The following is a 23,904-nucleotide window of genomic DNA, read 5'->3' as shown; positions in this document are numbered from 1 at the left end:
ATTTTGCAAGCGTATCTCTATATAGAGAACATACTATACCTTAATGAGTTATCAACATCTGTTTCAACATATACTGTAGGCTTTTTGTGGATAGCTTCGCTTATTTTACTCCTTTACCTTTATGAAGAGACCATTACCATTATTACTGCTCCTGCTTCTGCCACTGCTTGCTATGGCACAAACTGTCACCGTACCTCATAACCTGTATTTCGGTGACATTCACCTGCGCATTTCACCCAAAGCACAGGAGGAGATCCAGAAAAAAGTTGATGCCCTGCACCGTAGCCCGAAGTACTTCCAAATGAAGGTGGAACTGGCTGACGCCTATTTCCCATTGATCGAGCGTACTTTCCAGGAAGAAGGCGTTCCGGATGATTTCAAGTACTTGGCCCTGCAGGAAAGCGGCTTGCGCGGCGATGCCGTGTCTACATCCAATGCAGTTGGTTACTGGCAGTTCAAGAAAGAAGCTGCCCTGGACTTTAACCTGCGCATGGACCACATCGTGGATGAGCGTCGGCATATTGTAGAGGCCAGCCGTGGTGCTGCACGCTATTTTAAGCGCAGCAACAACTTTTACAACAACTGGTTCAACACGCTACTCTCCTACTACCATGGTTACTCTGGCGCCAAAGCCTATACCAAGGAGTCGGATAAGGGGAGCAAGAAAATGGACATAACCGAAAAATCTGACCCATACCTGCTGACTTTCCTGGCGCATAAGGTAGCCTACGACAGCTTTATCGGAAAGAGCGCTCCGCCAGTGGTTTCACTGCGTGAACTGCGTGCCACTCCCGGACAGAGTCTCGCCGATATTGCACTGGCGTATGAAACTGATCCCTCTGAGCTGGAGAAGTATAACAAGTGGCTTTTGGGAGGCACCATACCTGCCGACAAAGACTATTATGTCATGCTACCCATTCGCCATACAACCGAGCCAGGTATTGTGGCGTCAACTGAACCGGTTCGCACAGCACCTGCCCGCCAGACGGCTGCCGCACCGGCAGCAGGCAGCATCATCAAGCGCAACAACCTGAAAGCAATCGTAGCCGGCAAAGGCGACACCAAAGACAAACTGGCACTAAAAGCTGGTATTACAACCCGCAAGCTTCTTCGCTTCAACGACATGCGCGACTTCGACAAGTTTGAGGAAGGCGAAGCTTATTACATTGAGGCCAAACGATTGAATGCTGACAAAGAGTACCATGTGGTGCAGCACGGGGAAACCATGCAGGAAATTGCCCAGCTATACGGCATCCGCATGGATTACCTGCAATTCAAAAACCGCATGAAGCGTGCTGAGGTGCCAGTACCGGGCCGTGTGCTCTGGCTACAGAAGCGTCGTCCGGCCAGGGTAGCCATAGAAGTGCGTGAGTTGAAGTCAGTGCCTGCCAGCAGCAAGCCAGTGATGGTTGCAGCTGAAAATACGCCTCAAACCACCACCGCTTCTGCCAGACAAACAAAAGCAGAGCCTGCATCGAAAGAGCCTGCGGCGCAGAAAGATGATTTCCTGACCCGCTTCAAAAGAAGCTGGAACAAACTGAAAGGTCAGGCAACGGAGCCTGAGCAACAGGAAACACAAACGGCTGCCGCAACAGAGCAGACAGAAGAAACATCTACTGCTCCAACACCTGTAAAGGAAACAGCACCAGCCACAGCCAAGGAAGAAACAACAGCTGAGGTGGCGACTACCACGAAGAATGATTCGGTGCCTGCACCTGTCATGAAGTCACCTGAGCAGGGGGTAAAAGCTGTGGAACCTAAACCAGAGCAGAAGGCGGCAACACCAGCAGCTACTGAAAAACCAAAAACTGCGGCGCTATATCCTGGCAAGAAAGCCCAGGAAACCGAAGAGCAGAAAGCAGTGATTCAGGAAGCGCAGACCGAAGAGACGGAAGAGGAAAATGCGGAATGGGCAGCGGGTCTGAGCGAAGATGTATTTGTTGGCTTCTCTGGAAACGAGGAAATAGAAATAGAAGAGGAAATAGTAAAAACGGTTGAAGCTACCAGCACAGCACGTGAAACTCAGAAGACTACTCCGGCCAAAGCTGAGCCAGTTAAAACAGCAGCTGCCAAGCCTGAGCCAGTTAAAAATACACAGGCCAGCACACCAGCTAAAGAAAAGGTGGCTCCAGCAAACAAGCCTACCCGCCATGTAGTGAAGCAAGGTGAGTCCTTGTGGGCCATATCAAGACTATACGCTGTGACTGTAACCGATATCACGACTTGGAACAACCTGGGTGATGCTCCAATCAAGATCGGTCAGGAACTCATCATCTCAGAGCCCCTCACAGTACCTGAGGAATCTGCTCCTAATGCTGCGGTGAAGTCAGAAGCACCAACTGCTGAAGAAAAAACTGAAATCCATACGGTAGCATCCGGTGAGTCGCTTTACGTGCTTTCGCGCAAGTATAATGTGACAGTAAACGAGCTGAAGGCATGGAATAACCTTTCCAGCTCAGCGCTCTCTATCGGGCAGCAATTGCGCGTAACAGCTCCAGCCGACGCAGCAGGGTCGAATGAAGATCTGGAAGAGTCTCCAGCAGAAACTTTTTCAGGTGCCAGCACCCAACACACAGTGGTATCCGGCGAGAGCCTTTACCAGATTTCCCGCAAGTATGGCGTCACCATTAAGGACATCATGGAGTGGAACGGCAAATCAGACTTCAACGTGAAGCCAGGCGACAAGCTGACCATCAAAAAGAAGTAGAATTCTAAATTATCAAACCAAAAGAGCCAGCTGCAACAGCTGGCTCTTTTGGTTATAAGGTATAGCTACACCTAGCGCTTTCCCGGAGGGGCCGTCAGCTTGGAAGCTGTACGAAGCCCTGTGGCAATTTCCGGCACGATGCCAAGACGCTCGTAGATAGGCTGCACCATCAAGCGCAGGCGCTTCAGGTTCCAGGCGAAGGGGATGACACTCACAGCACAAAGCAGGCCGCAGCCCAGCAAGGTATAGGCCACTCCGATCTGCTCTGCCACGGAGCCGGCCAGCATGCTGCCAAGCGGAGCCATCCCCATAAAGGCAGTGGCGTAAAGGCTCATTACACGCCCCCGTTTGTCATCATCCACCAGTGTTTGCAACAGGGTGTTGCAGGAGGCCATCGTCACGATCATACCAAAACCGGTAAACAGCATCAGCACCAGCGATAGCCAGAGTATTGTAGAGAAAGAAAAAGCCATCAGCGCCGTACCGAACAAGGTCATGGTGAAGACGATCACCTTACCAAGCCCGATTACAGACTTGCGTTGCGCCAGGAACAGTGCACCTGACAAAGCTCCTAAACCGGATGCGCCCATCAGGTATCCCAGCGTATTGGCACCACCCTTTAATATATCCCGGGCAAACACCGGCAGCATCACACTGAAAGGCATTCCGAACAGGCTGATCAGACCAACAATGAGTATAAGCGCCCGAATGGGCGGAAAGCCGAAAGCATAGGAAAAGCCATGCCGAAGCGACTCCCACACGTTGCCCTGACGCACTTCTTTTATAAAAGGCTCCAATCGTAGCATCAGCAAAGAGGCCAGCACGGCAATATAACTCACCGCATTGATCAGGATACAAACCCCCTCTCCCACCCAGGCAATCAGCAAACCAGCGATCGACGGACCAACCAGACGGGCCATGTTGAACATAGAGGAATTGAGCGCAATGGCGTTGCTGATGTCTTCGCGCTTTTCAACCAACTGCACCACAAAAGCCTGCCTGGTGGCGATATCAAAGGCATTGATCGTGCCGAGCAGAGCCATCAACACCAGCACGTGCCATACCTGTACGGTGTCGGTGAGTACCAGCGTGGCCAAGGTACCAGCCTGTACCATAGATAAAAACTGCGTGACCAGTAGCACGTGGTGGCGGTTGAACTTATCAGCCAGCACACCGGCGAAAGGTCCCAGCAAAAAAGAAGGGATCTGGTTGGCAAAAGTGACAGCACCCAGCAGGAATACCGAGTCGGTGAGGCGGTAGACCAGCCAGCTAATGGCGATTTGCTGCATCCAAGTACCAATCAGAGAAATTCCCTGACCTGTAAAGAACAGCCGGTAGTTGCGCGAGCGCAGCGCCCGGAACATTCCCCCCAGCTTCCCTGAATCTTCTGCTTCTGCCATACCTGTTTTACGCTTATACCTGTTCGTGCATTAAACATGCTTACGGGCTGCCCCATGCCCAAAGTTTAAACAAATCTTTTAATCCCCGGCTAAATCACCACCAAAATGTGAAAAGCCTCATATCTGCTTTTGTACAATTGCTTGTTTGAACCGCCGTATACCTGGCACAGTCTTTAGGATTTATTTATATTTTGTAACTTTAAGCTTCATCAAATCACCCGAGTACATGAATGACCTTTTAGATAGAGTCTATTTCCACAATACTGTCCAAGATTACCTGATTGCCTTTGCCATCATCCTGCTGGGCTCGCTGCTCATCACCATTTTCAGGCGCTCCGTTCTGATCCGCATCCGAAAGTGGACCGAGAACACCAATAATCACTTCGACGACTATGCAGTGCAGAGTTTTGCCCGCTTTGGCGTTCCGATCGTGCACTTCATTGTCATATACCTTGGCATCACCTCCCTAAACCTTACCCCGAGGATTGCCGGTATCTTCCAGATTGCCATTACTGTAGCCGTTACGTTCATGGTCATCCGGTTTATCACGACCACGCTGGTGATGTTGGTCCGATCCTACTTCAAGAGAAAGCACCATGACCGCAGCAATGCCAACGAGATCGGGGCCATCAGCCTGATCATCAACATGGTGATCTGGTTTATCGGCATTGGTTTCCTGTTCGATAACATGGGCTATGACCTTACGGCTATTATTGCCGGTCTGGGTATAGGTGGTATCGCGGTGGCGTTGGCCGCACAGAACATCTTAGGTGACCTTTTCAACTACTTCGTCATCTTTCTGGACCGGCCCTTTGAAGTGGGTGATTTTGTTGCGCTCGGCGATAAGAGCGGCACCATTGAGCATATCGGTGTGAAAACTACGCGCATCAAAAGCCTGACAGGAGAGCAGCTGATCATTGCCAACTCCGACTTGACCAGTTCCCGCATTCACAACTACAAGCGCATGGAACGTCGCCGTATCCAGTTCGGTATCGGCGTAACCTACGAAACGCCTGCCGATAAGGTGGAGGCTATACCTGAGATCATCAAAGAGATCATCACGTCACAGGAACTGGCCGAGTTTGACCGGGCGCACTTTTCCTCCTACGGCGACTCCTCCCTCGATTTTGTGATTGTATACCATGTGCTGTCTTCCGATTTCAATAAGTACATGGACACGCAGCAGGCCATCAACATGCAGCTGTTCCGGGAATTTGAGAAGCGCGGTATTGAATTCGCCTACCCTACCCAGAAACTTTATGTGGTGAATGAGAAGCAAATGGTTGGGAATGAAGCGGAGCGGATGTTTTAGTACTTGACCAATTTGAATTTGGAAATGCGAAACCGTATCCTTGAAGTCAGGGTCCTTTTATCCTAAGGGAATAAGTTCTAAAACTAATGTCATTCTGCAAAGAAACTTGTTTAAAATAGAGGGCCCCCACCCCCTGGAGGTTAAGCCTATGCTACTTGCGGGGTAGGGGCCCTCTATGACCAAGATCCTTACAGGATGACAAAAAGAGAGAATGAAACAGTCTTGCTCTCAAGCAGTGAGTTTACTTTAAGGCCTAAATTGGAGAAGCACTAACCTAACATTTTGAAGTCCAGACAATGGTAATATAATAGAGTGCGGCGGGACTATTTCCGTCGCGTTTTTGTTTTGCAGCAGGGCTGTTTTTGGTTTGGGCAGCCGATCAATTTTCCGTAATTTTAACATCCCGAAAATGACCGATAGTTTAAAAAGAACTATTCATGCGTGTCATTCTAAATTCATCATTCGTCATTACTAATTCTCTATAGTCTTGCCTGTTTTTTCGCACTTACACACCCATACCCAGTATTCCCTGCTCGACGGTCAGGCCAGCATCAGCGCACTCATGAAAAAGGCGCAGGCTGATGGCATGCCCGCCGTCGCCATGACCGACCACGGCAACATGTTTGCCGCCTTCAACTTCGTTAACGAAGCCAACAAGTATAACGTGAAGCCGATCGTGGGCTGTGAGTTTTATCTGGTGAAAGACCGTCACCTGAAAACCTTTACCAAGGAACAGAAGGACGTGCGTCACCACCAGTTGCTACTCGCCAAGGATCAGGAGGGCTACCAGAATCTGGCGAAGCTCTGCTCTCTTTCTTACATCGAAGGGGTATACAGCAAGTGGCCGCGTATCGATAAGGAACTGCTGCTCAAGTACAGCAAAGGCTTGATTGCGACCAGCTGCTGCATTGGCGCCGAGGTGCCACAGGCGATTCTGTGGAAAAGCGAGGAAGAGGCTGAGGAGATATTCAAGTGGTGGCTGGACGTGTTCGGTGAGGATTACTACATCGAGATACAGCGCCATGGCCTGATGAACATCGATGGTACGGGCAAAAGTCAGGAGGACATCAACCAAGTACTACTGAAGTGGGCAAAGAAGTATAACTGCAAGGTAATCTGTACCAACGACACCCACTACGTGGACCAGGAGGACTGGAACGCACACGACATCCTGCTTTGCGTGAACACAGGCGAAGACCAGAGCACGCCGGTGGGTGACTTTGCCACGAAATATTACCGCTTCCTGAGCGACGACCAGAAGGTGATTTACGACACCGTGGAGAATGTGCGCAGCAAGTATAGCAACCAAATGAGTGTGCGCCAGATGTTGCAGCGCATCGACGAAGCTGGTCCGAAGACCCGTTTCGGTTTTCCCAACGACCAGTTCTACTTCAAGACGCAGGCCGAAATGAACCAGCTGTTCAAGGACGTGCCCGAAGCGGTGGACAATACTAACGAGATCGTTGACAAGATTACGCCGCCCGTTCTGAAGCGCGATATCCTGTTGCCGAACTTCCCGATTCCGCCGCAGCACGCCGACGCTGACGATTTCCTGCGTCACCTGACCTACGAAGGAGCTGCCAAGCGCTATTCTGAAGTTACCGCTGAGGTGACCGAGCGACTCGACTTTGAGCTGCACGTGATCAAGACGATGGGATTTGCCGGTTACTTCCTTATCGTGCAGGACTTCATCAACCGTGGCCGTGACATGGGCGTGTTTGTGGGGCCGGGTCGTGGTTCTGCCGCTGGTTCGGCAGTCGCCTACTGCATCGGTATCACCAACATCGACCCGATCAGGTATAACCTCCTCTTCGAGCGATTCCTGAATCCGGAGCGTGTGTCCATGCCCGATATTGATATTGACTTTGACGACGTGAACCGCCAGCGCGTGATCGACTATGTGGTGGACAAGTACGGCAAAACGCAGGTAGCTCAAATCATCACTTTCGGTACGATGGCTGCCAAATCGTCGATCAAAGACGTGGCCCGTTCGACCTCTCTGCCACTGGCCGAGGCTAACGAACTGGCCAAAATGGTACCTGAGACGCCGGGCACCACGCTGGCCAAGGCCTTTATGGAGAACCTCGAGTTGGCTGCCATACGCGAAGGAGACGACGCACGCGCTGCCGTACTGAAGCTGGCTGAAAAGCTGGAAGGCTCGGTGCGCAACACAGGTATACACGCCGCGGGCGTCATCATCGCCCCGGACGACATCACCAATTACATACCTGTTTCGACCTCCAAAGACTCCGACCTGCTCGTGACGCAGTTCGATGGCAAGGTGATCGAGAGTGCGGGTATGCTGAAGATGGACTTCTTGGGTCTGAAAACCCTGACCATCATTAAAGACGCCATGGAACTGATCAAGAAGAACCATGGCGTGGAGATCGACATTGACAATATTCCGATAGACGACGAGAAAACCTACGAACTGTACCAGCGCGGCGACACGATCGGTACGTTCCAGTTCGAGTCGGAAGGTATGCGCATGTACCTTAAGGACCTGCAGCCGACCAACATTGAAGATTTGATTGCCATGAACGCCCTTTACCGTCCGGGCCCGATGCAGTTCATCCCGAACTTCATTAACCGCAAGCACGGCAAAGAGGAAGTGGAATACCCGCACGAGCTGCTTGAGCCGATCCTGAATTACTCGTACGGGATCATGGTATACCAAGAGCAGATCATGCAGACGGCCCAGATTCTGGCCGGTTACTCACTGGGTGGTGCCGACTTGCTGCGCCGTGCCATGGGTAAGAAGGACATGAAGAAGATGGCCGAGGAGCGTGAGAAGTTTATTAAGGGAGCGGCAGAAATGCATAAAATCCCGGCTAAGAAGGCTTCGGAGGTGTTCGACGTGATGGAGAAGTTCGCCCAGTACGGCTTCAACCGTTCGCACTCCGCCGCTTACTCGGTGGTGGCTTACCAGACCGGTTACCTCAAGGCGCACTACCCTGCCGAATACATGGCGGCGGTGCTGACCAACAACATGAACGACATCAAAAAGGTGACGTTCTTTATTGAGGAAGCCCGCAAGCAAGGCGTGGCCGTGTTGGGTCCGGACGTGAATGAATCGTTGTTGAAGTTCAACGTGAACGAACAAGGGCAGATCCGTTTCGGTCTGGCCGCCATCAAAGGTACTGGCGAAGCGGCGGTGGATGCCATTATTTCAGAAAGAGAAAAGAACGGTCCATATCAGGATATCTTCGACTTCTCGAAGCGCATTAACCTGCGCGCCGTGAATAAGAAGACGTTTGAAAGCATGGCCCTGGCCGGTGCGTTCGATTCGTGGGGGCTTTACCACCGTGCGCAGCTGATGGAAGTGCCGGAAGGCGAAAACATCAGCTTGCTGGAAAAGGCGGTTCGCTACGGTAACAACTACCAGGCAGAGCAACAGGCAGCGCAACAGTCGCTGTTTGGGGGCAGTGCCGCTGTGGCCTCGCCACTACCGAAGATCCCGGAGGTACAGGTATGGACGCAGGCCGAAATGCTGCGTCGCGAGAAAGAAGTGGTAGGTTTCTACATTTCGGGCCATCCGCTCGACCAGTTCAAAATGGAAATCGACTCCTATTGCACTTCCGCTTTGGCTGACATCGCCAACCACAAAAATAAGGACATCAACGTGGCCGGCATGGTGTCAGAAGTAGTGATCCGGACAGCCAAGAACGGTAATCCTTTTGCGCTGTTCTCGATCGAAGACTACGACACCACACTGCAAATGGCCTTATTTGGAGAGGACTACATGAAGTTCCAGCCATACTTGCGACAGGGGCTATACCTGTTCATTAGGGGTAAGGTGCAGCTGCGCTATAAAACCGAAGACCAGTGGGAGCTCAAGCCAACCAACATCCAACTCCTGGGCGATGTGATGGACAAAATGGCGCAGGGCGTGCAGTTGAATGTAAACCTGCAGTTGCTTACCCCGAATGTAGCTGAAGCTTTGGAAGAAGCCATCGCGACCAGCCCGGGCCAGAAGCGATTGGAAATCACCCTGCACGTACCGGACGAAAAGCTGGTGCTGCCGACTTACTCCCGCAAGTATCGCATTGACCCGAAGGTATTCTTGGGTCAGGTGAAGGACTTGGGACTGGGTGAGTGTAAGCTGTTGTAATTGATTTGAAAATTTAGGGATGGGGAGATTCAGAGGCGAATCTCTCCTGCCTCTTTAGGTATAGGAAAGGTATGCTGCGGAAGTGGCATACCTTTCTGCTTTAAAAGGCATAGCCAAGCGACATACCTAGCCGAAGGTCATAGGGTGAGGGTTTGTGATACGCTACCTCTTCCTTCGTATAATTCGATTTACTGATCAGCTTCTGATGAAAATGATAACCTATTCCCCAGAACAGATCAACAGTAAAACCTCTAGGCTTCACTTGCTGGTATCCCATTATTGCTCCTGCGCCATACCCTGCCCATTGCTCGTATTCCCGGTCGGGTTCGCTGAAAAGCCAAAACCCATTCCCCCCTTCTCTTTCATTGTTTATGCGCAAGCGGTACTTCAGGTATGGCCCTGCATAAAATCCATTGAGAGATTTTCCCTTCGTATAGAATTTAAAATCAGATGTGAGCGCATACGTAGAAGAAAAATCGTCTTTCATCAAAGTGAGTCGCCTCGGATAAGCGGTAGCTGTTAATGCCCCTGTAAAATGCGGGGTGATATGCCGCTCATAAGACAGATTGAAAGACCCAATAAACAGAGGTATCATATTAAACTTAAATGCATTGGCCCTTTGAAGTCTACCATCTTCCCCCTCGGTATCTTGCGCGCAGACTCCCCGGCTTATAAGCAAAGACAGAAAGAAAGCTAAAATGCACCTAATCATCATTGAATCGTCGGGTTAAAAGCTTTATAAAACCAGGATCACTAAAAAATAGCCATTACCAGTGTAACCTCTTTTAACTAAAGATACTATGTTGAGTTACTGAAAAGTCCTTTGAATGCTTCATTTTTATCGCTGACGTACTTTTGCAACTTTTAGCTGCAACATTTGTTTATACAAATAAATATACCCTCGGCTTGCAAATCCGTATGTATAAATTCTAAATTTGCAGCGGGAACAACCCGAAAACAGGACAGCTTGTCAGACAAACCCAGTTTGGGCTCAAATTTGAGAAGCTAGTAAATGTTACTATATTTAAAACACAGAATTTAACCAACAAAACGTTAAAGTTATGGCTAACAAAGCATTAGAAATCACTGACGCTAATTTTGATGAGATCATCAATTCAGATAAACCAGTATTGGTAGACTTTTGGGCAGAGTGGTGCGGTCCGTGCCGCATGGTAGGCCCAATCGTAGAAGAGCTGGCTGGCGAGTACGAAGGCAAAGCCGTGATCGGTAAAGTTGACGTAGACGCCAACCCACAGACATCTGCTAAGTTTGGTATCCGCAGCATCCCGACATTGCTCGTTTTCAAAAACGGACAAGTGGTGGACAAGCAGGTGGGCGCTGTGCCAAAGAACGTTCTGGCTCAAAAGCTAGACGCTCAGATGGCCTAAGTATCCATCTAATTATAAAAAAGGCAGAAGCCTCTCCCATCCAGGAGAGGCTTCTGCCTTTTTTATGCAACATGTATAAGCTTCAGGAATCTTTCTTGATAATTGTAATGTCACCACTGCGTTCCAGGCAGGCGTATTCAATTTCGTCTCTGCTTGTCACTCCCCCCTGTCGCATAGCCTCCTCCAGATCATTTTCCGTCAGGTTATTTTCCTTCAGTTTATCTTCCAGCACCTCCCCATGCTTAACGAGCATTACAGGCCGGCCTTTAATGAAGTTACCTAAAGGCCCGGAAGTACTAAAGGCTAGAAAAGCCAAAAACCGGTGTAGCAGCACTAACACCAGCGCCGCACAAAGTGTGGGAAAGAAAGGCGAATTTCCCGTGATGGCACGGCTCAAAACAGAGCCATAGATGATGCCCAACACGATATCAAAGGCTGTATGCTTACCAAAGATACGCTTGCTGCCAATACGCATAATGACCAGAGCGGCAATGAAAACGACCACCGCCCGTATGGACATTTGCCACCAGGTTACTCTGTCTTCCCCTGTTCCGAGAATAATTTCGAAAAAATTCTCCATATTTCCCCAACGGCAGAAGCAACGGGAATGTTATTAGTCGCTTATTGGCACTCACAGAGCTTTTTGTCGAGCTGGCAGAGCATGTCATAATGCTGCTCCACCTCCTTCATCAGGTTCGTCAGTTGCTTGTTGTAGGCTTGCACCTGCTGTAGACGTGGGTTCTCAGGTTCGTTCTTGGCAAGGGTATCCAGTTCTTTAATAGTGGCTGCAAAAGCACTGCTCTTTTCCCCCAGCTTGGTATAGTATTGGTCCATGCCATTGTCGGAACTGGCCACCGCTACAGCCTGCAGGTTATTGTCGAAGCACAGCTGCCAGCGCAGGTGTCGCAGTACCTGCTGTTCGGCCGCACTTTGTAGCTTGCCCATTTCTTTGGTTTCCTCTTTCAGCCTGAAGCTTTCGTAGCGTTTGTTGTAGTCGCTCACCGCATCACGCACCTTATCGCGGCAGCTGAGACAGTTACTCGTATTGGCCTTGTCCTGCAGGGCATTGCGCATCGACAGCGTTTCGTCAGAGGCTTGGGCATCGGCCAGTTTCTTCACCTCTTTCTCAAACACTTCACGGTATTGCATGTCCTCCAGCCTTTTGGTCAGGCGCACGATGGCCTCCCCCTCTACCGAAGCCGATAGGTAATCGGCACGAGGCAGTTCCACCGAAGACAGCCTCGCCAGTGCAGCTTCTCGTTTGGCCGGTGTATCCCAAGCTTTCGGATTGTTTTCCAGCTCCTGCAGTGTATTCACCAGCAGCTTCGCGTTCTTTAAGTTGTGATCGGCATCCAGGTATAGATCCGCATTGGCCATGATGGACTCGTACTCCGATCGGAAGATGTTCTTATAAGTACTGTTCTTATCGAACTCCTTTTCACGCGCCTCAAATGCAGTCTTCATGCGCTTGTACTCCTGCATGATGCCAAACAGGTTCTTGGCGTTGATTTCCGGAGAGTTGTTTCGGTAGTTGAGGCGGTAGGCATTCAGGTTTTGCTTCATCTCGGCAAAAATACGCAGGTACTCTACATACAACTTCTCCTGACGGTAGGTCTCATCATTCATCAGCTTGGTGTCGTATGCCGTCTGTATCTTCTGCTTGCGCTTCTCGATCAGGTCCATGGTCACTTCATCGCCTGTCAGCACATCTACTTTGTAGAGCGACTTGTAATTGGCCACCACGATATACGGATACTCCTTATAGCCAATGGCATCCTCCAACTGCTTTCGATCCAGCTTGTTGGAGTTTTTGCTCAGGTAATCGGCAAGCTTGGCAGGCTTTAGCGTTACAGTCTTCACGCTGCCCGGCACCAGTACATATACCTTAACGGAGTGCAGACGCGTGTCAAAATCCTGCCCTTCATAAAGGCGGATAGTAGAGCTGAACTTATACTCCTTCTTTTTAGCACGCGAGCCAAGCAGGTTACCGAATTCCCCCACCAGCGACATAACCGCTACTGACGGGTTGGTCAGATTAGACAAGCTCACCAGCTGACTGGCCACCAGATTAAATACCTGGTCTCCATCCTGATTGGTAACCGCTTTGGCATTAATGGCTGCGTCGATACTGTTCTGGGCAGAGGTGAGTGGCATCTTGTCGATGATGCGCACCACTTCCAAGTGATCGCTCACTTGCGTATGGTAGTCGTTTTTGTCTGTATTGATATGAAAGTTGAAGAGCGGATACACGATCTGGTCGTTACCGAAGAGCTTCAGGTTCTTGAGCTGTGCCGTAATGAAGAGGTACTCCAGTTCGTAGGCATAGTTTTTCTTGCTCTTTTTCTTCACGCCCGACTCTAACTCATTGAGTACACGGTTGAATTGCCCGCCATTATAGAGGTAAATGTCAGTAGAGAGGTATTGCCACTCGTCCGAAAATTCAAATTTATCGTTGTAACTATAGCCCAGTCGGGTTTCGATATTCTGCTGGGCGAAGGCCTGGTGGCTAAGTACCAGCGCCATCACAAAGAGTGAGAAAATTTTCTTCATAAAATACGTAAAGCCGTTACAGGGGCGAATTCAGGTATAGCTTTTGCTTCTGAACCTAACGTTAAGACTTGAGATTAAGTGCCTTATCGGATTGCAAAAATACATATCCGGTAAGATTTTTTTAAAATAAAGGAGTACAAAAACCATGCTCAGAATACTATTTATGGCAGTTGCCATCACATTATCCCAAAGTGCACTTCAGCCCGCCGCCGGGCAAGCTGCGCAGGATGTTTACGAACGCGGCGTGGCCCCCGAGACTATGACTGAAGACCAGAAAGTACAGAAGCTGCTTGCATACATCCGCAGCCTCGAAGGTGCCACTTTCATACGCGACAACAGTGAATTTTCACCTGATAAGGCTGCCGGGCATTTATCTTCGAAATGGAAGAAGCATGCTTCAAGAGTAAAAACTGCTGAGGGATTTGTCACGGAACTGGCCTCACAGTCCTCTTCAGGGACGCCTTACAGCATACGGTTCGCTGACGGCAGCACCAGTACAACCCGCGACGTACTGCTTCGCCAGCTGCGCGACCTGCGTGTTGAGTAAGACCAGAACTGTACAAAAACAGGTATAAGTATAGTAAAAGCATAATGCTATACTGGAACGCAGTCATCGTCGTTACGTATTTATGACGACAAACCTGATCCCAATGCTACAGTTACTTGAAGAGTCGCGAGACGAGTTGGTTGCTTTTCGCCTGGCAGGAAGTATAGACCGCCATGACTATGATGTGATGCTCCCAATACTGGAGGAGAAAATCAAGCAGTATGGCAAGATAAGGGTATATGCTGAATTGCAGGATGCCGAGGAAATTTCGCTGCAGGCACTTTGGGAGGACCTGAAGTTTGATTTCCGTCACGCTGCTGATTTTAAGAAAGTCGCACTGGTAGGCAACCGCAAGTGGCTGGACTGGCTCACTGTCATGGCAAGCCCCTTTACGACGGCAAAGGTAAAGCATTTTGAAGTACCCGACCGCGACAAAGCATTGGAATGGGTGAGGAGTGATGAAGCATAATAAGCAAAATCAAATAAAAAGAGAGGCAGCCAGCGTTCTGGCTGCCTCTCTTTTTATACCTGCTCCTGTCTCGTTCTCAGGCTCGTATCTTGTTCTTTTTTGTATTCAAATCCCTTTATCGCCCTCCCTCCTGCATACCAAAATCTCTCCGTAAAAATAATTATATCCAAGCTGCTCAAAATATATAGATTTAGCATAATATTTGCTTTGAGATTGAAGCTGTCGAAGGGGGAAATTTAAGATCAGCTATACTTAAGAAGCGGCATTTTTCGTTTTGTCCCATAGTTGCCAGTAAAAATCAATTACAAACAACACAAACAACAATCAAACACACATGAAATCTAATTTCACAAAAGCATCTTTATCACTGCTACTATGCGGCGCCCTGATGTCTTCCTGCGTTTCCTCCAAAAAGTACGACGAGCTGAAGGCCAGCAAAGAGGCTTTGGAGCGCGAGCAGGCAGCCAGCCGTGACAAGGAAAAAGAAATGAGCAACACGCTGCGAGAGCGTGAGCAGAAACTGGCCGAATTAGAGCGTGCCATGAATGACCAGAAGAAAGTGCTGGATAACCTGCGCAACGAAGTGAACGGTGCACTTTCTGGTTTCAACCAGGGTGACCTGAGCGTGAACATCAAAGATGGCAAGGTATACGTGTCGATGTCTGACAAGCTTCTGTTCGCTACTGGCAGCACCAAAGTGAACAATACCGGCAAACAGGCCCTGGATCAGCTAGTAGACGTGCTGAAGAAAAACCAGAGCGTAGGCGTTATGGTAGAAGGCCACACCGATGACGTAGAGGTAAGACCAGGCACGAAAGACATCGCCGACAACTGGGACCTGAGCGTACTGCGTGCTACAGAAATCACCCGCCTGATGGCGCAGCGAGGTCTGTCACCTGACCGCATCACGCCAGCCGGTCGTGCCTACTTCCAGCCGGTTGACACAGGCCGTTCAGCTACTGCAAAAGCCAAAAACCGCCGTACAGAAATCATCCTGACGCCAGACTTCACTGAGATCTATAAGATACTGGGCATCCAGTCGATGAAGTAATCACTATACCTTATAATCAGAAAAGGCCGCTATTCAGTTCGAATAGCGGCCTTTTTTATACCTTTCCCTGTCTACCCGACTATACCTTTGCCTGAGGCCTTGCCCTGCTCTATGGCCTGGAATAGCTCCCTGGCTCGCTGAGAGCCGATCAGGAGCGGCTGTGTATTGTAAAAGCGCAGCAGCACCCCTTCCCTGCCCGACGTGCTGTAGGCCTTGCCCTTTGCTCCCCATCGTATTCCCCAGCCGCCGTATTCCCGAATCGGATTGTAGGTTACTCTTTCAAAGTCGCGCACCGTGTGCAAAGGTATACGGACTGGCTTCAGATGAAAAGGACGGAAGCGCACCTGTAGCGTACCTGGCAACACTTCTGTCGTCAGGGTCATGTAATAGAAAAAGAAAGGCAGCCCAAAGCCGATCAGGGCCAGCATCAAACTCAGCTGTATATCCGTGACGGGTCTGTTGCCGAAGGCACCACCCAGCACTACCTGGTAAAAAAAACCCGCCCAAAAGACAGCTGCTATACCTAGTATGAGTGCCCATAGCCAGAACTGCTTAAATCGCTGTTTTTCCCGGAACAAGATGCGTTGCTCTTCCATCTATACCTGATGCAAATAGCCGCCCCACGGGTGAGCGGAACGGCTATACCTGTCTGTTTCTGAATATTGATTAACCAATGGCCTGCTCCAGATCCGCCAGCAAATCTTCAATGTCTTCTATACCTACGCTCAGGCGAATCAGCGAGTCGCTCAGGCCAGCTTTCAAACGTTCGGCGGCAGGAATACTGGCGTGTGTCATAGAGGTCGGGTGCCCGCACAGCGACTCCACGCCGCCCAGTGACTCCGCTAGCGAGAAGTACCTGAAGCGCTCCAGTGTAGCGATCGCATCTTCCATCCTGTCTCCCTTCAGCGCAAACGAAACCATACCGCCATAGGAGCGCATCTGCTCTTTGGCTATAGGATGCCCCGGATGATCCGGCAAGCCAGGCCATAATACTTTCTCTACCTTCGGGTGATTTTTGAGATACTGCGCTACAGCACGGCCGTTTTCGCAGTGGCGCTCCATGCGGATGTGCAGCGTCTTGATACCACGCAAAACCAGGAAGCAGTCCTGAGGGCCGGGTGTGCCGCCGCAGGCATTCTGGATGAAGGCCAGCTTCTCGTGCAGTTCGTCGTCTTTCACGATCACGGCACCCATCACGACGTCAGAGTGGCCCGCCATGTACTTGGTAAGCGAGTGCATCACAATATCCGCCCCCAGGTCGAGTGGATTCTGCAGGTATGGGGTTGCAAAGGTGTTGTCGGCTACCAGCAGCAGGTTGTGCTTTTTGGAGATGGCGGCGCAGCCTTTGATATCGATGATGTTGAGCAGCGGGTTGGTGGGCGTCTCTACCCAGATCATGCGGGTATTCCCGTTCACCAACGCCTCTACCTTGCTCAGGTCGCTCATATCAGTGAAGTGGAATTTGATGCCGTAGTTCTGGAAAATCTTCGTGAAGATGCGGTAGCTACCGCCATACAGGTCGTTGGTGGAGATAACCTCGTCGCCTGGCTTCAGCATTTTGATGATGGCATCGATGGCCGCCATACCTGAAGCGAAGCAAAGGCCATACTTACCGTTCTCGAGCTCAGCCAGGGCATTTTGCAGAGCCGTGCGTGTCGGGTTGTGCGTGCGGGAGTACTCGTAACCTTTATTTTCACCCGGCGACTTCTGCACGTAGGTAGAGGTCTGGTAGATGGGTGTCATGATAGCACCCGTGCTTGGGTCCGGCTCCACACCGGCATGTATAGCTTTTGTTCCGAATTTCATAGGCTTATTTCTTTGATGAATGGCTTGTTGCAAGTTAGTAATTTTACCTCTCGGGAGTTGGATGTCATCGGGAAGCTTCACGCTACTCAGCACATATCTTTAAATTTTGTTGGCCGTACCGCTATCTACGTATACCTTCAGCAAATCCTTGCCTGAAAGGTTTTATCTTTGACCAAAACACCTGCTATGCTCAAACTGTCCATGCTGCGGACTTTTATACGGGAAAACGCACCTTCGTTTATTTCCATGCTGTTGCTGGTCGTAGTTCCGCTCGTGGTGAGTTCGTCGGCTGCCGTATACCTGTACCAGAACGAAGCCCTGTTACAAGATCTGAGCTGGCCTCAGATGCTGCTTTACTTTGTCGTGATCTCCATTACCATGTCGCTGGCCCTTACCCCGACTACTTTTGTAGCACTCGTGAGTGGCTTCTACCTCGGTTGGCCTGGCTTTGCGGGTGTGGTGGTTTCGTATGGCATTGCTTCACTCATTGGCTATACCCTGGCCCGACTCATCGACCATGGCAAAATGATGTCTTTCCTGAATCGGTTTGAGAAGACAATGTACCTGATGCAGGAATTGCGCGACCAGAGCTGGAGCCTGATCTTCCTGACCCGTATATCTCCTGTATTACCCTTCGCGCTAATGAACTTTGTGCTCTCGCTGCTGCAGGTGGACAAGCTAAAATTCTTCCTGGCTAGTATGATCGGCATGCTGCCGCGCACACTTTTTTTCTTTTGGGTAGGTACTCAGGCCAGCGACGTCATAAAATTATTGCAGGACCCCGGCAGCAACAAAGGCAGCCAGCTGCTCATGATATCCCTGATTATCATTTCGATAGGTGGGCTCTACTTCATTTTCGACCACGCCCTGAAGCGGGCGCTGCGCAAAGCGACGGCAAAAAATTGAGAAAAATTCGCTTTAGGGCTTGCATTGCAAGAAAAAAGGCCTTTACTTTGCATCACAATAACGGAATGGTCACGTAGCTCAACTGGATAGAGCATCTGACTACGAATCAGAAGGTTAGGGGTTCGACTCCCTTCGCGACCACTTGAAAATCAGCCACTTACGAATAAAATCGTTAAGTGGCTTTTTTTTATGTGCACACAATTTGCACACAAATCTCCTGTTTGAGAGCTAATTATTCCACCCTTTATATCTCTTCCTATTTAGCTTAAAAAAATTAGAAATTATTCCTCACAAACTTCATTAACATAAAATGTGATTTGATTTACCAACACTAAGCAAGCATGTTGCCTTACACATGATAAAATGCCCATGTAGTTATAAGTGCTTGCTATTGGGTGACATCACCTGAAGATATCACTACCATAAAGGAAAAAGCCGACCCGTGCCTGCAGCGGGTGCAGATAAGGCGTGCGGCCCTGCTCGTGCAGAAGGTTGTACTGCAGGAGGGCGTAGCCCCTGAGCTTTCTGTAGAGTGTGTAGTCCTTGCCCAGCCCCGCCGACAGCCCAGGCACCCATTCCCTGCCAAGCGTCTCCTCCTGCGTGAAGGGATCCGTGTGCGTCACCGGCGCATTTAAGCTTTCGTACTGCAGCCGGGCAAAAAAGCCGCCTTTGATCTGGAAGTCCGAAAAGAGGCTGTAGCCCCCCACCCGATCCGCGCCGCCCACATAGGGCTTCTCCTGCACGCTCAGGTGCAGGCGGTACTGTCCGCCCGCACCCGCCGAGAGCCTCTCCGAGAAGCGCCAGGCCACCGTCGGTCCCAGGTCTAGGAAGAAGCGCTCCTGCTTGCCCGCCTGCCAGAGGCTGCCCAGCACCAGCCGCTCCGTCCAAGGCTTTCCTTTAAGCGGGTTGGTTCCTAGAACTCCTTTTGGCATGTCCTTCATGCTCTCCACCTTGCTTACCCGTCCCTTGTACCTATCAAAGTCTGCTTTAGCCTGCCCCAGCTTATCGAAGGACTCGGTAAAGGGCTCCCCCGCCGCCTTCAGCGCCGCCTGACTGGCTTTTGCTTTCAGCTCGTCTGCTGAGGTGGGCAGTTGCCCCATTGCGGTAAGCTGTGGCAACCGGGCGGCGGCGCTCTTCTGCCCGGCCTCTTCAAGCTGGCGCAGGGCCTGTTTGAGCTCCTCCGGCATAAGCTGGGCGGCCAGTGCCTCTTTTCCCTCCTGCAGCTGGCGCTCCAGTCTCGCACGCACCTCCTTCAGCTCTTCAGGCAGTACCGGTTGCCCTGTCACGGCCTGCGAAAGGCTGTCAACTCTTCGTGCCAGCGCCTCCCCCTCCTCACCCAGCTGCCGCAGGCTGTCAAGCGAAGCATGCAGGCGAGAGGAGTCCTGCAGTGCGTAGTCGATTGCCTGCAGGCTGTCCTGCCAGGCAATCATCTCGCGCAGCAGCTCCCCAGCATCCGGCACACCAGTCGGTAGGCTCTGCTTGGTTTGCTGGGCAAACGAAGCGAAAGTGAGCAACAGGAAGGGCAGTAAGAAAAGACAGGCTCTGGAAAAGGGCGAAAGGAGGTTGTGCATAGAATGGCTTTGTTTTCTTTAATAAAATGCCTGTAAGTAAGTGCTGATCTCTTAAGACTGTAAAGATAAAGCACCCACAAGATAGGATATTACGTCTAATTTTATCAATAAATCATGCTACACTACAAGTTGCAACAGCGAGAGAGGGCTGCAGATGCTGTTGTCTTTCACACGGCAAGGCTTCTAGAGTCGAAGGGACGGGAAAAGCTCCTGGGCCTTTTGTGCGGATGGCTATCTGCTGGCCCTCAGGTATAGCACAAGCTATAAGGTATAGGTATAGGTATAGCCATAAAGCAAAAAGCCCCCGGCTGATGCCGGGGGTTGGGGGTAAGATTCTAAGCGCGAAGCCGCTGCGAGCGGAAGCCAAAGCCATCCAGGAGGAGAACACCCGTGAGGGTGGGCGGCTGGCTGCGCGGCGGCTGACCCGCAGGCGAGCATAACGTGGGCTGTGGGTTTTGTTTTTGGCCTTAGCCCCGCAGGGATCTAATCAACTCTAACAACAAAAAAGGAACAGCCGTGAGGAGTACCGCAACGAGCCAACCGAAAGGCAAAGCCATGGTGGAACGCAGCGTAGCGAGTAGACCATGGCGTGCCGAAGGAAGCGTGAGAGAGGACACGGACGAACACCGCTCCCCTGCAAATGTCTTTGTGATCTAAAATCAATGTAAATAACTCGTAATTTAATTTTATAAGTCTCTGCTAGTCACTCATACGCTGTTAAATGCTTAAGTATTGAGCTTGTCAAAAATTCGCTGTGCTTATTGTTTTTAGCAAAAACAGAAGATAAAGCTTTGTATGACAAGTCATAAAATATATATGTTTCTCCATTTTTAAGCCTAATCTGATAGTATGGTGGTGAAAAGAATGGGTAGATTACTGGTATAAAAAGCTTTATATTTATTACTGCCTCAAAATCGGAAGCCTCAACTATTTTCGTACTATGATATAAGTTACCAATATATAATCTATTATTTCTGACATGAACATCATTCACTCTTGACAGTATCCAATTGATTACAATAGCAATCAAACCAGATATAAGACACATGTATAAGTAATATACATTCATTGTTAAAATATATAAGAGTAAAAGCACTACTATGAAGAGGATAGATATTGCTAAAAAAAACATTTGTTTACCTCTATTATTTTTACTTAGGATGTACATTCTAATCATCGATATTTTTTGTTCTTGTAATTTTTACACCAAACCCTATATTATATTCTAACCCTGCTCCAAACGCAGCAGTTGCACCATGACCAACACCTACCTTTAGAGTATTTTTTTGTGTTGAAGAAGTAGTCTCTCTTGAAATCTTTGCTTCAACAGCAACCCCTGGTATTGGAGCTACTGCAGCTCCAAACTCGTTGGCGTTACTTTTCACTTGTCCAGATTTATTATCTGTAATTTGTTCGTTTTTGTATGATCCCTCAACTCCTAAGCCAGAAATCGGGACACCCAATTTGCCACCAGAGGTAGTTCTTGAAGTAGGGGTTTCCTCTTTATGAAAGCTTTCTACACTTGCACCATTTTTATCGAATTCGAGAGTCAATGACGAGTGATCTCTACTTTTTACATTTATATCAGCTCCGTAACCCTTTACTTCTCCTGCTACTCTAGCACCGTAAGTAACCTTTCCTTCTGCTTCTACATATGGAGAAACTTCCAAGCCACTGATGAACTCTCTCGTATTTTCAACCGTTGCTGTGGCTATTGAAGTCGCAACTTCTGTCGCCTTATTATATACATAGCTTTTGGTTGCGCTTACAAGCCTCCCTAATAGTTCGCCCCCTGGACCTGGCCACATTCCATCCGGGTCGATAAAGCGTATTGGGTTATTGAAGGTATAGTTATATGGGCTCCACCTTCTTCCCTGCTCCGCCAGCGGGTCCACCACGTGCCACCTGCCGATCTGGGCATCGTACATCCTGGCCCCGTAGTCCATCCAGTTGAGCCCCAGCTCGGTCTGACGCTCCTTTCCGTTGTACTGGAAGAACTGTGCACCTGCGCCAGTTTTTCCCTATGGTGCAATTTCCCTTATGGCACACTTTTGTAAAAGAACATCAGGCCCTTATAGCCATACTATAAATATAGTGAATTCTGTATCCATTCCTATACCTACTGAACAAGGTATACCTATGCCCTATACCTTGACTGGTATTCCGAACACCAGTTTACATTTAGCTCTATGACAAGGTATAGAAGGGGGGTATCATGATTATTGGGAACACGGAACACCAGCGGCAAAAACCTGCCTAACTGGCTTCATTCGCACTTTCACCCCCGTTCTGGCGTTCCAACTGGTGTTCCCTGGCGTTCCGTACTTTCCTTTTCGGGTCGTAGCTATACCTGCCGTTTCTGGTTTTTGCTCAGGTATACAGGTGATTTTTCACAATGCTATACCTAATTATACCTGCCTGCTACAGGTATACTTGGCTGCTTTGTCCTAAGATGGTGTTTTACCCGCGCGTACCGTACCCAAAGTAGTGGTATTTTACTTGCCCGCTGTTTTTCTTACTCCGCTGAAAACGCTATATTTGGTACTATGGAAGCAACTACCAGACCCAGCAATCACATCGGCCGCAAGATCAGCCGCATTCGCGAACTGCGCGGCATTAAACAGGAAGCTTTAGCCCATGAATTGGGCGTAAGCCAGCAAACCGTGTCTAGAATAGAATCTAGCGAATCTGTAGAGGAGGATATACTTCAGAAAGTGGCGAAGATACTGGGCGTTCCTGCTGAAGCTATCAAAAACTTCAGCGATGAAGCTGTTATCAACATTATCTCAAGCACGCTGCATAACACAAGCGGTCTAGTGAATTACAACCCTGTATTCACATTTAATCCCATAGAGAAATTTATGGAGGTGATGGATGAAAACAAAAAGCTGTATGAGCGCCTGTTGGAAAGCGAGCGTGAAAAAGTGGAGCTTCTGAAAAAGATGATCAAAGAGTAATAGCACCAAAGTATAAGGTATAGAGCCCGGCCCAAAAGGTCGGGCTTCTTTGTGTTTATACCTTAGCTGAACGGGAAGGTATAGGTATAACCTTGCCGCGTTCAGTCGGGCCAGCGGCACGGCTGGACGTGGCAAGGCTCCTAGGGTCGAAGGGGCCGGAAAAGCCCCTTGGCCTTTGTGCGGCTGGTCAGTCGGTCACCCTCAGGTATAGCACCAACTATAAGGTATAGGTATAACTTTACCCATAAGGTATAGCATCGGCTATAAGCAAAAAGCCCCCGGTTGATGCCGGGGGTTGGGGGTAAGATTCCAGGCGCGAAGCCGCTGCGAGCGGAAGCCTCAGCCAGCCAGTAAGAGCCCGAGGAACGAGGGCGGCTGGCTGTGCGGCGGCTGACCCGCAGGCGAGCAAAACGTGGGCTGTGGGTTTTGTTTTTGGCCTTAGCCCCGCAGGGATCTAAACAACTCTAACAACAAAAAGGGAACAGCCGTGAGGAGTACCGCAGCGAGCCGACCGAGAGGCAAAGCCATGGTGGAACGCAGCGCAGCGAGTAGACCATGGCGTGCCGAAGGGAGCGCGAGTGAGGACACGGACGAACCCCGCTTCTCCAAGCATAGGCCTGTCAAGTGGCAGATTAATTCACCCTTTTGATGAATAATGGGAAAGTAAAAAAACATACAAAATAGTTATTCTACTATAGCTCCCCTACTATGAACGATTTTACCACTTCTAAATCCAAGGTCAAAACTGTTGTTATCTGTATATCCTTTCAGGGTTGGAATACCATCACTAGTTACTGGAAACTTGGTCCGGAACTTGTATTTAGTTGTATCTAACGTATTTTCTATTAAAACTGCATTATCGTTCATTACATACCAATCAAAGCCTTCTTCTTTCCATCGCCCAACGATTTCATCTCCAACCTCCATATCAATGCCCTTAAGGTCAATTTTAACATAATTTTGATCAGGTACTGCTGTATGACATCCATTGATGATATACCTCACGTGTTTTTCAGTTATTATAGTAATACACTGAGCTTTATCTGGCGAGTAAACATTATAAGTTTTACTCTTACAACTCACAACCATAAGGGATAGGAATAAGATTGATAATCTAAGAATCATATTA

The 23,904-nt window shown here is 49.6% G+C and carries 19 protein-coding genes, 1 tRNA gene and 1 pseudogene; 12 read left to right on the top strand and 9 right to left on the bottom strand.

Annotation, left to right across the window (positions count from 1 at the left end; genetic code table 11):
* The first annotated feature begins 121 nt into the window (after positions 1 to 121).
* The gene (locus tag Q1A54_RS03420) at positions 122 to 2,707 is read left to right on the top strand and encodes a LysM peptidoglycan-binding domain-containing protein (protein ID WP_299985013.1); all 2,586 of its coding nucleotides are present in this window, start codon (positions 122 to 124) and stop codon (positions 2,705 to 2,707) included.
* A gap of 71 nt (positions 2,708 to 2,778) precedes the next feature.
* Here Q1A54_RS03420 and Q1A54_RS03415 read toward each other — a convergent pair whose 3' ends face one another.
* Entirely contained in the window at positions 2,779 to 4,107 is a 1,329-nt protein-coding gene (locus Q1A54_RS03415) for an MFS transporter (RefSeq protein WP_299985011.1), read from the bottom strand.
* 226 nt (positions 4,108 to 4,333) lie between these two features.
* On the opposite strand from Q1A54_RS03415, the gene Q1A54_RS03410 reads away from it, so the two are divergent.
* Together Q1A54_RS03410 and dnaE are read left to right on the top strand one after the other, a co-directional pair.
* Entirely contained in the window at positions 4,334 to 5,419 is a 1,086-nt protein-coding gene (locus tag Q1A54_RS03410; RefSeq protein WP_196114321.1) for a mechanosensitive ion channel family protein, read from the top strand.
* 487 nt (positions 5,420 to 5,906) lie between these two features.
* Positions 5,907 to 9,530 (top strand): DNA polymerase III subunit alpha, encoded by a 3,624-nt coding sequence (gene dnaE / locus Q1A54_RS03405; RefSeq protein ID WP_299985008.1) that lies wholly within the window; start codon positions 5,907 to 5,909, stop codon positions 9,528 to 9,530.
* Positions 9,531 to 9,630: 100 nt separating this feature from the next.
* Here dnaE and Q1A54_RS03400 read toward each other — a convergent pair whose 3' ends face one another.
* Positions 9,631 to 10,245 carry a DUF3575 domain-containing protein gene (locus Q1A54_RS03400; protein WP_299985006.1) on the bottom strand — a complete coding sequence of 205 codons (615 nt, stop codon included), beginning with the start codon at positions 10,243 to 10,245 and terminating at the stop codon, positions 9,631 to 9,633.
* Between the two features lie 346 nt (positions 10,246 to 10,591).
* Here Q1A54_RS03400 and trxA point away from each other — a divergent pair, with 346 nt between their 5' ends.
* Complete coding sequence (trxA, locus tag Q1A54_RS03395) at positions 10,592 to 10,918, top strand: thioredoxin (protein WP_007656205.1); 327 nt, start codon at positions 10,592 to 10,594, stop codon at positions 10,916 to 10,918.
* An 82-nt stretch (positions 10,919 to 11,000) separates the two neighbouring features.
* Here trxA and Q1A54_RS03390 read toward each other — a convergent pair whose 3' ends face one another.
* The gene (locus Q1A54_RS03390; protein ID WP_299985002.1) at positions 11,001 to 11,498 is read right to left on the bottom strand and encodes a YetF domain-containing protein; all 498 of its coding nucleotides are present in this window, start codon (positions 11,496 to 11,498) and stop codon (positions 11,001 to 11,003) included.
* A 41-nt stretch (positions 11,499 to 11,539) separates the two neighbouring features.
* Positions 11,540 to 13,468 carry a hypothetical protein gene (locus tag Q1A54_RS03385; protein WP_299985000.1) on the bottom strand — a complete coding sequence of 643 codons (1,929 nt, stop codon included), beginning with the start codon at positions 13,466 to 13,468 and terminating at the stop codon, positions 11,540 to 11,542.
* Between the two features lie 145 nt (positions 13,469 to 13,613).
* Between Q1A54_RS03385 and Q1A54_RS03380 the strand changes: the two genes are divergently transcribed.
* The 3 genes from Q1A54_RS03380 (at position 13,614) to Q1A54_RS03370 (ending at position 15,535) form a co-directional block, all read left to right on the top strand.
* Positions 13,614 to 14,015: a DUF5329 family protein gene (locus Q1A54_RS03380; RefSeq protein WP_230391915.1), complete on the top strand. Its 402-nt coding sequence runs from the start codon at positions 13,614 to 13,616 to the stop codon at positions 14,013 to 14,015.
* A gap of 103 nt (positions 14,016 to 14,118) precedes the next feature.
* Positions 14,119 to 14,484 carry an STAS/SEC14 domain-containing protein gene (locus Q1A54_RS03375; RefSeq protein ID WP_196114317.1) on the top strand — a complete coding sequence of 122 codons (366 nt, stop codon included), beginning with the start codon at positions 14,119 to 14,121 and terminating at the stop codon, positions 14,482 to 14,484.
* A 334-nt stretch (positions 14,485 to 14,818) separates the two neighbouring features.
* On the top strand, positions 14,819 to 15,535 hold the full coding sequence (locus Q1A54_RS03370) for an OmpA family protein (protein ID WP_196114316.1): 717 nt from the start codon (positions 14,819 to 14,821) through the stop codon (positions 15,533 to 15,535).
* A gap of 71 nt (positions 15,536 to 15,606) precedes the next feature.
* Here Q1A54_RS03370 and Q1A54_RS03365 read toward each other — a convergent pair whose 3' ends face one another.
* Positions 15,607 to 16,131, bottom strand: a complete 525-nt coding sequence (locus Q1A54_RS03365) for a DUF6141 family protein (protein ID WP_196114315.1) — start codon at positions 16,129 to 16,131, stop codon at positions 15,607 to 15,609.
* A 70-nt stretch (positions 16,132 to 16,201) separates the two neighbouring features.
* Positions 16,202 to 17,362 (bottom strand): cystathionine gamma-synthase, encoded by a 1,161-nt coding sequence (locus Q1A54_RS03360; protein WP_299985453.1) that lies wholly within the window; start codon positions 17,360 to 17,362, stop codon positions 16,202 to 16,204.
* Positions 17,363 to 17,527: 165 nt separating this feature from the next.
* On the opposite strand from Q1A54_RS03360, the gene Q1A54_RS03355 reads away from it, so the two are divergent.
* Entirely contained in the window at positions 17,528 to 18,247 is a 720-nt protein-coding gene (locus tag Q1A54_RS03355) for a TVP38/TMEM64 family protein (protein ID WP_196114313.1), read from the top strand.
* Positions 18,248 to 18,314: 67 nt separating this feature from the next.
* Positions 18,315 to 18,388: transfer RNA gene (locus Q1A54_RS03350), tRNA-Arg, on the top strand.
* Between the two features lie 260 nt (positions 18,389 to 18,648).
* On the opposite strand, the gene Q1A54_RS03345 is transcribed toward Q1A54_RS03350, so the two are convergent.
* Entirely contained in the window at positions 18,649 to 19,818 is a 1,170-nt protein-coding gene (locus Q1A54_RS03345) for a hypothetical protein (RefSeq protein ID WP_196114312.1), read from the bottom strand.
* Positions 19,819 to 20,045: 227 nt separating this feature from the next.
* Between Q1A54_RS03345 and Q1A54_RS03340 the strand changes: the two genes are divergently transcribed.
* The gene (locus Q1A54_RS03340) at positions 20,046 to 20,258 is read left to right on the top strand and encodes a hypothetical protein (protein WP_196114311.1); all 213 of its coding nucleotides are present in this window, start codon (positions 20,046 to 20,048) and stop codon (positions 20,256 to 20,258) included.
* A gap of 76 nt (positions 20,259 to 20,334) precedes the next feature.
* Positions 20,335 to 20,475 (top strand): hypothetical protein, encoded by a 141-nt coding sequence (locus tag Q1A54_RS03335; protein WP_196114310.1) that lies wholly within the window; start codon positions 20,335 to 20,337, stop codon positions 20,473 to 20,475.
* A gap of 512 nt (positions 20,476 to 20,987) precedes the next feature.
* On the opposite strand, the pseudogene Q1A54_RS03330 reads toward Q1A54_RS03335, so the two are convergent.
* A pseudogene (locus tag Q1A54_RS03330) lies at positions 20,988 to 21,809 on the bottom strand (RHS repeat-associated core domain-containing protein); the annotation flags it as partial.
* A 555-nt stretch (positions 21,810 to 22,364) separates the two neighbouring features.
* Here Q1A54_RS03330 and Q1A54_RS03325 point away from each other — a divergent pair.
* The gene (locus tag Q1A54_RS03325) at positions 22,365 to 22,775 is read left to right on the top strand and encodes a helix-turn-helix transcriptional regulator (protein ID WP_196114309.1); all 411 of its coding nucleotides are present in this window, start codon (positions 22,365 to 22,367) and stop codon (positions 22,773 to 22,775) included.
* Between the two features lie 684 nt (positions 22,776 to 23,459).
* On the opposite strand, the gene Q1A54_RS03320 is transcribed toward Q1A54_RS03325, so the two are convergent.
* A complete protein-coding gene (locus tag Q1A54_RS03320; protein ID WP_196114308.1) occupies positions 23,460 to 23,900 on the bottom strand; it encodes a hypothetical protein in 441 nt (146 codons plus the stop codon).
* Between the last annotated feature and the right edge of the window lie 4 nt (positions 23,901 to 23,904).

Origin of the sequence: uncultured Pontibacter sp. (assembly GCF_947502515.1) — a bacterium.
Taxonomy (GTDB): domain Bacteria; phylum Bacteroidota; class Bacteroidia; order Cytophagales; family Hymenobacteraceae; genus Pontibacter.
The sequence above is the reverse complement of the archived record's forward strand: the minus strand, read 5'-3'. Positions and strand labels throughout refer to the sequence as shown.

Bases quoted from the DNA above. Each gene is read 5' to 3' on its own strand.
- Q1A54_RS03420 (WP_299985013.1), top strand. From the start codon at position 122: ATGAAGAGACCATTACCATTATTACTGCTCCTGCTTCTGCCACTGCTT.
- Q1A54_RS03415 (WP_299985011.1), bottom strand. From the start codon at position 4,107: ATGGCAGAAGCAGAAGATTCAGGGAAGCTGGGGGGAATGTTCCGGGCG.
- Q1A54_RS03410 (WP_196114321.1), top strand. From the start codon at position 4,334: ATGAATGACCTTTTAGATAGAGTCTATTTCCACAATACTGTCCAAGAT.
- Q1A54_RS03400 (WP_299985006.1), bottom strand. From the start codon at position 10,245: ATGATGATTAGGTGCATTTTAGCTTTCTTTCTGTCTTTGCTTATAAGC.
- trxA (WP_007656205.1), top strand. From the start codon at position 10,592: ATGGCTAACAAAGCATTAGAAATCACTGACGCTAATTTTGATGAGATC.
- Q1A54_RS03390 (WP_299985002.1), bottom strand. From the start codon at position 11,498: ATGGAGAATTTTTTCGAAATTATTCTCGGAACAGGGGAAGACAGAGTA.
- Q1A54_RS03385 (WP_299985000.1), bottom strand. From the start codon at position 13,468: ATGAAGAAAATTTTCTCACTCTTTGTGATGGCGCTGGTACTTAGCCAC.
- Q1A54_RS03380 (WP_230391915.1), top strand. From the start codon at position 13,614: ATGCTCAGAATACTATTTATGGCAGTTGCCATCACATTATCCCAAAGT.
- Q1A54_RS03375 (WP_196114317.1), top strand. From the start codon at position 14,119: ATGCTACAGTTACTTGAAGAGTCGCGAGACGAGTTGGTTGCTTTTCGC.
- Q1A54_RS03370 (WP_196114316.1), top strand. From the start codon at position 14,819: ATGAAATCTAATTTCACAAAAGCATCTTTATCACTGCTACTATGCGGC.
- Q1A54_RS03365 (WP_196114315.1), bottom strand. From the start codon at position 16,131: ATGGAAGAGCAACGCATCTTGTTCCGGGAAAAACAGCGATTTAAGCAG.
- Q1A54_RS03355 (WP_196114313.1), top strand. From the start codon at position 17,528: ATGCTCAAACTGTCCATGCTGCGGACTTTTATACGGGAAAACGCACCT.
- Q1A54_RS03345 (WP_196114312.1), bottom strand. From the start codon at position 19,818: ATGCACAACCTCCTTTCGCCCTTTTCCAGAGCCTGTCTTTTCTTACTG.
- Q1A54_RS03340 (WP_196114311.1), top strand. From the start codon at position 20,046: ATGGCTATCTGCTGGCCCTCAGGTATAGCACAAGCTATAAGGTATAGG.
- Q1A54_RS03325 (WP_196114309.1), top strand. From the start codon at position 22,365: ATGGAAGCAACTACCAGACCCAGCAATCACATCGGCCGCAAGATCAGC.
- Q1A54_RS03320 (WP_196114308.1), bottom strand. From the start codon at position 23,900: ATGATTCTTAGATTATCAATCTTATTCCTATCCCTTATGGTTGTGAGT.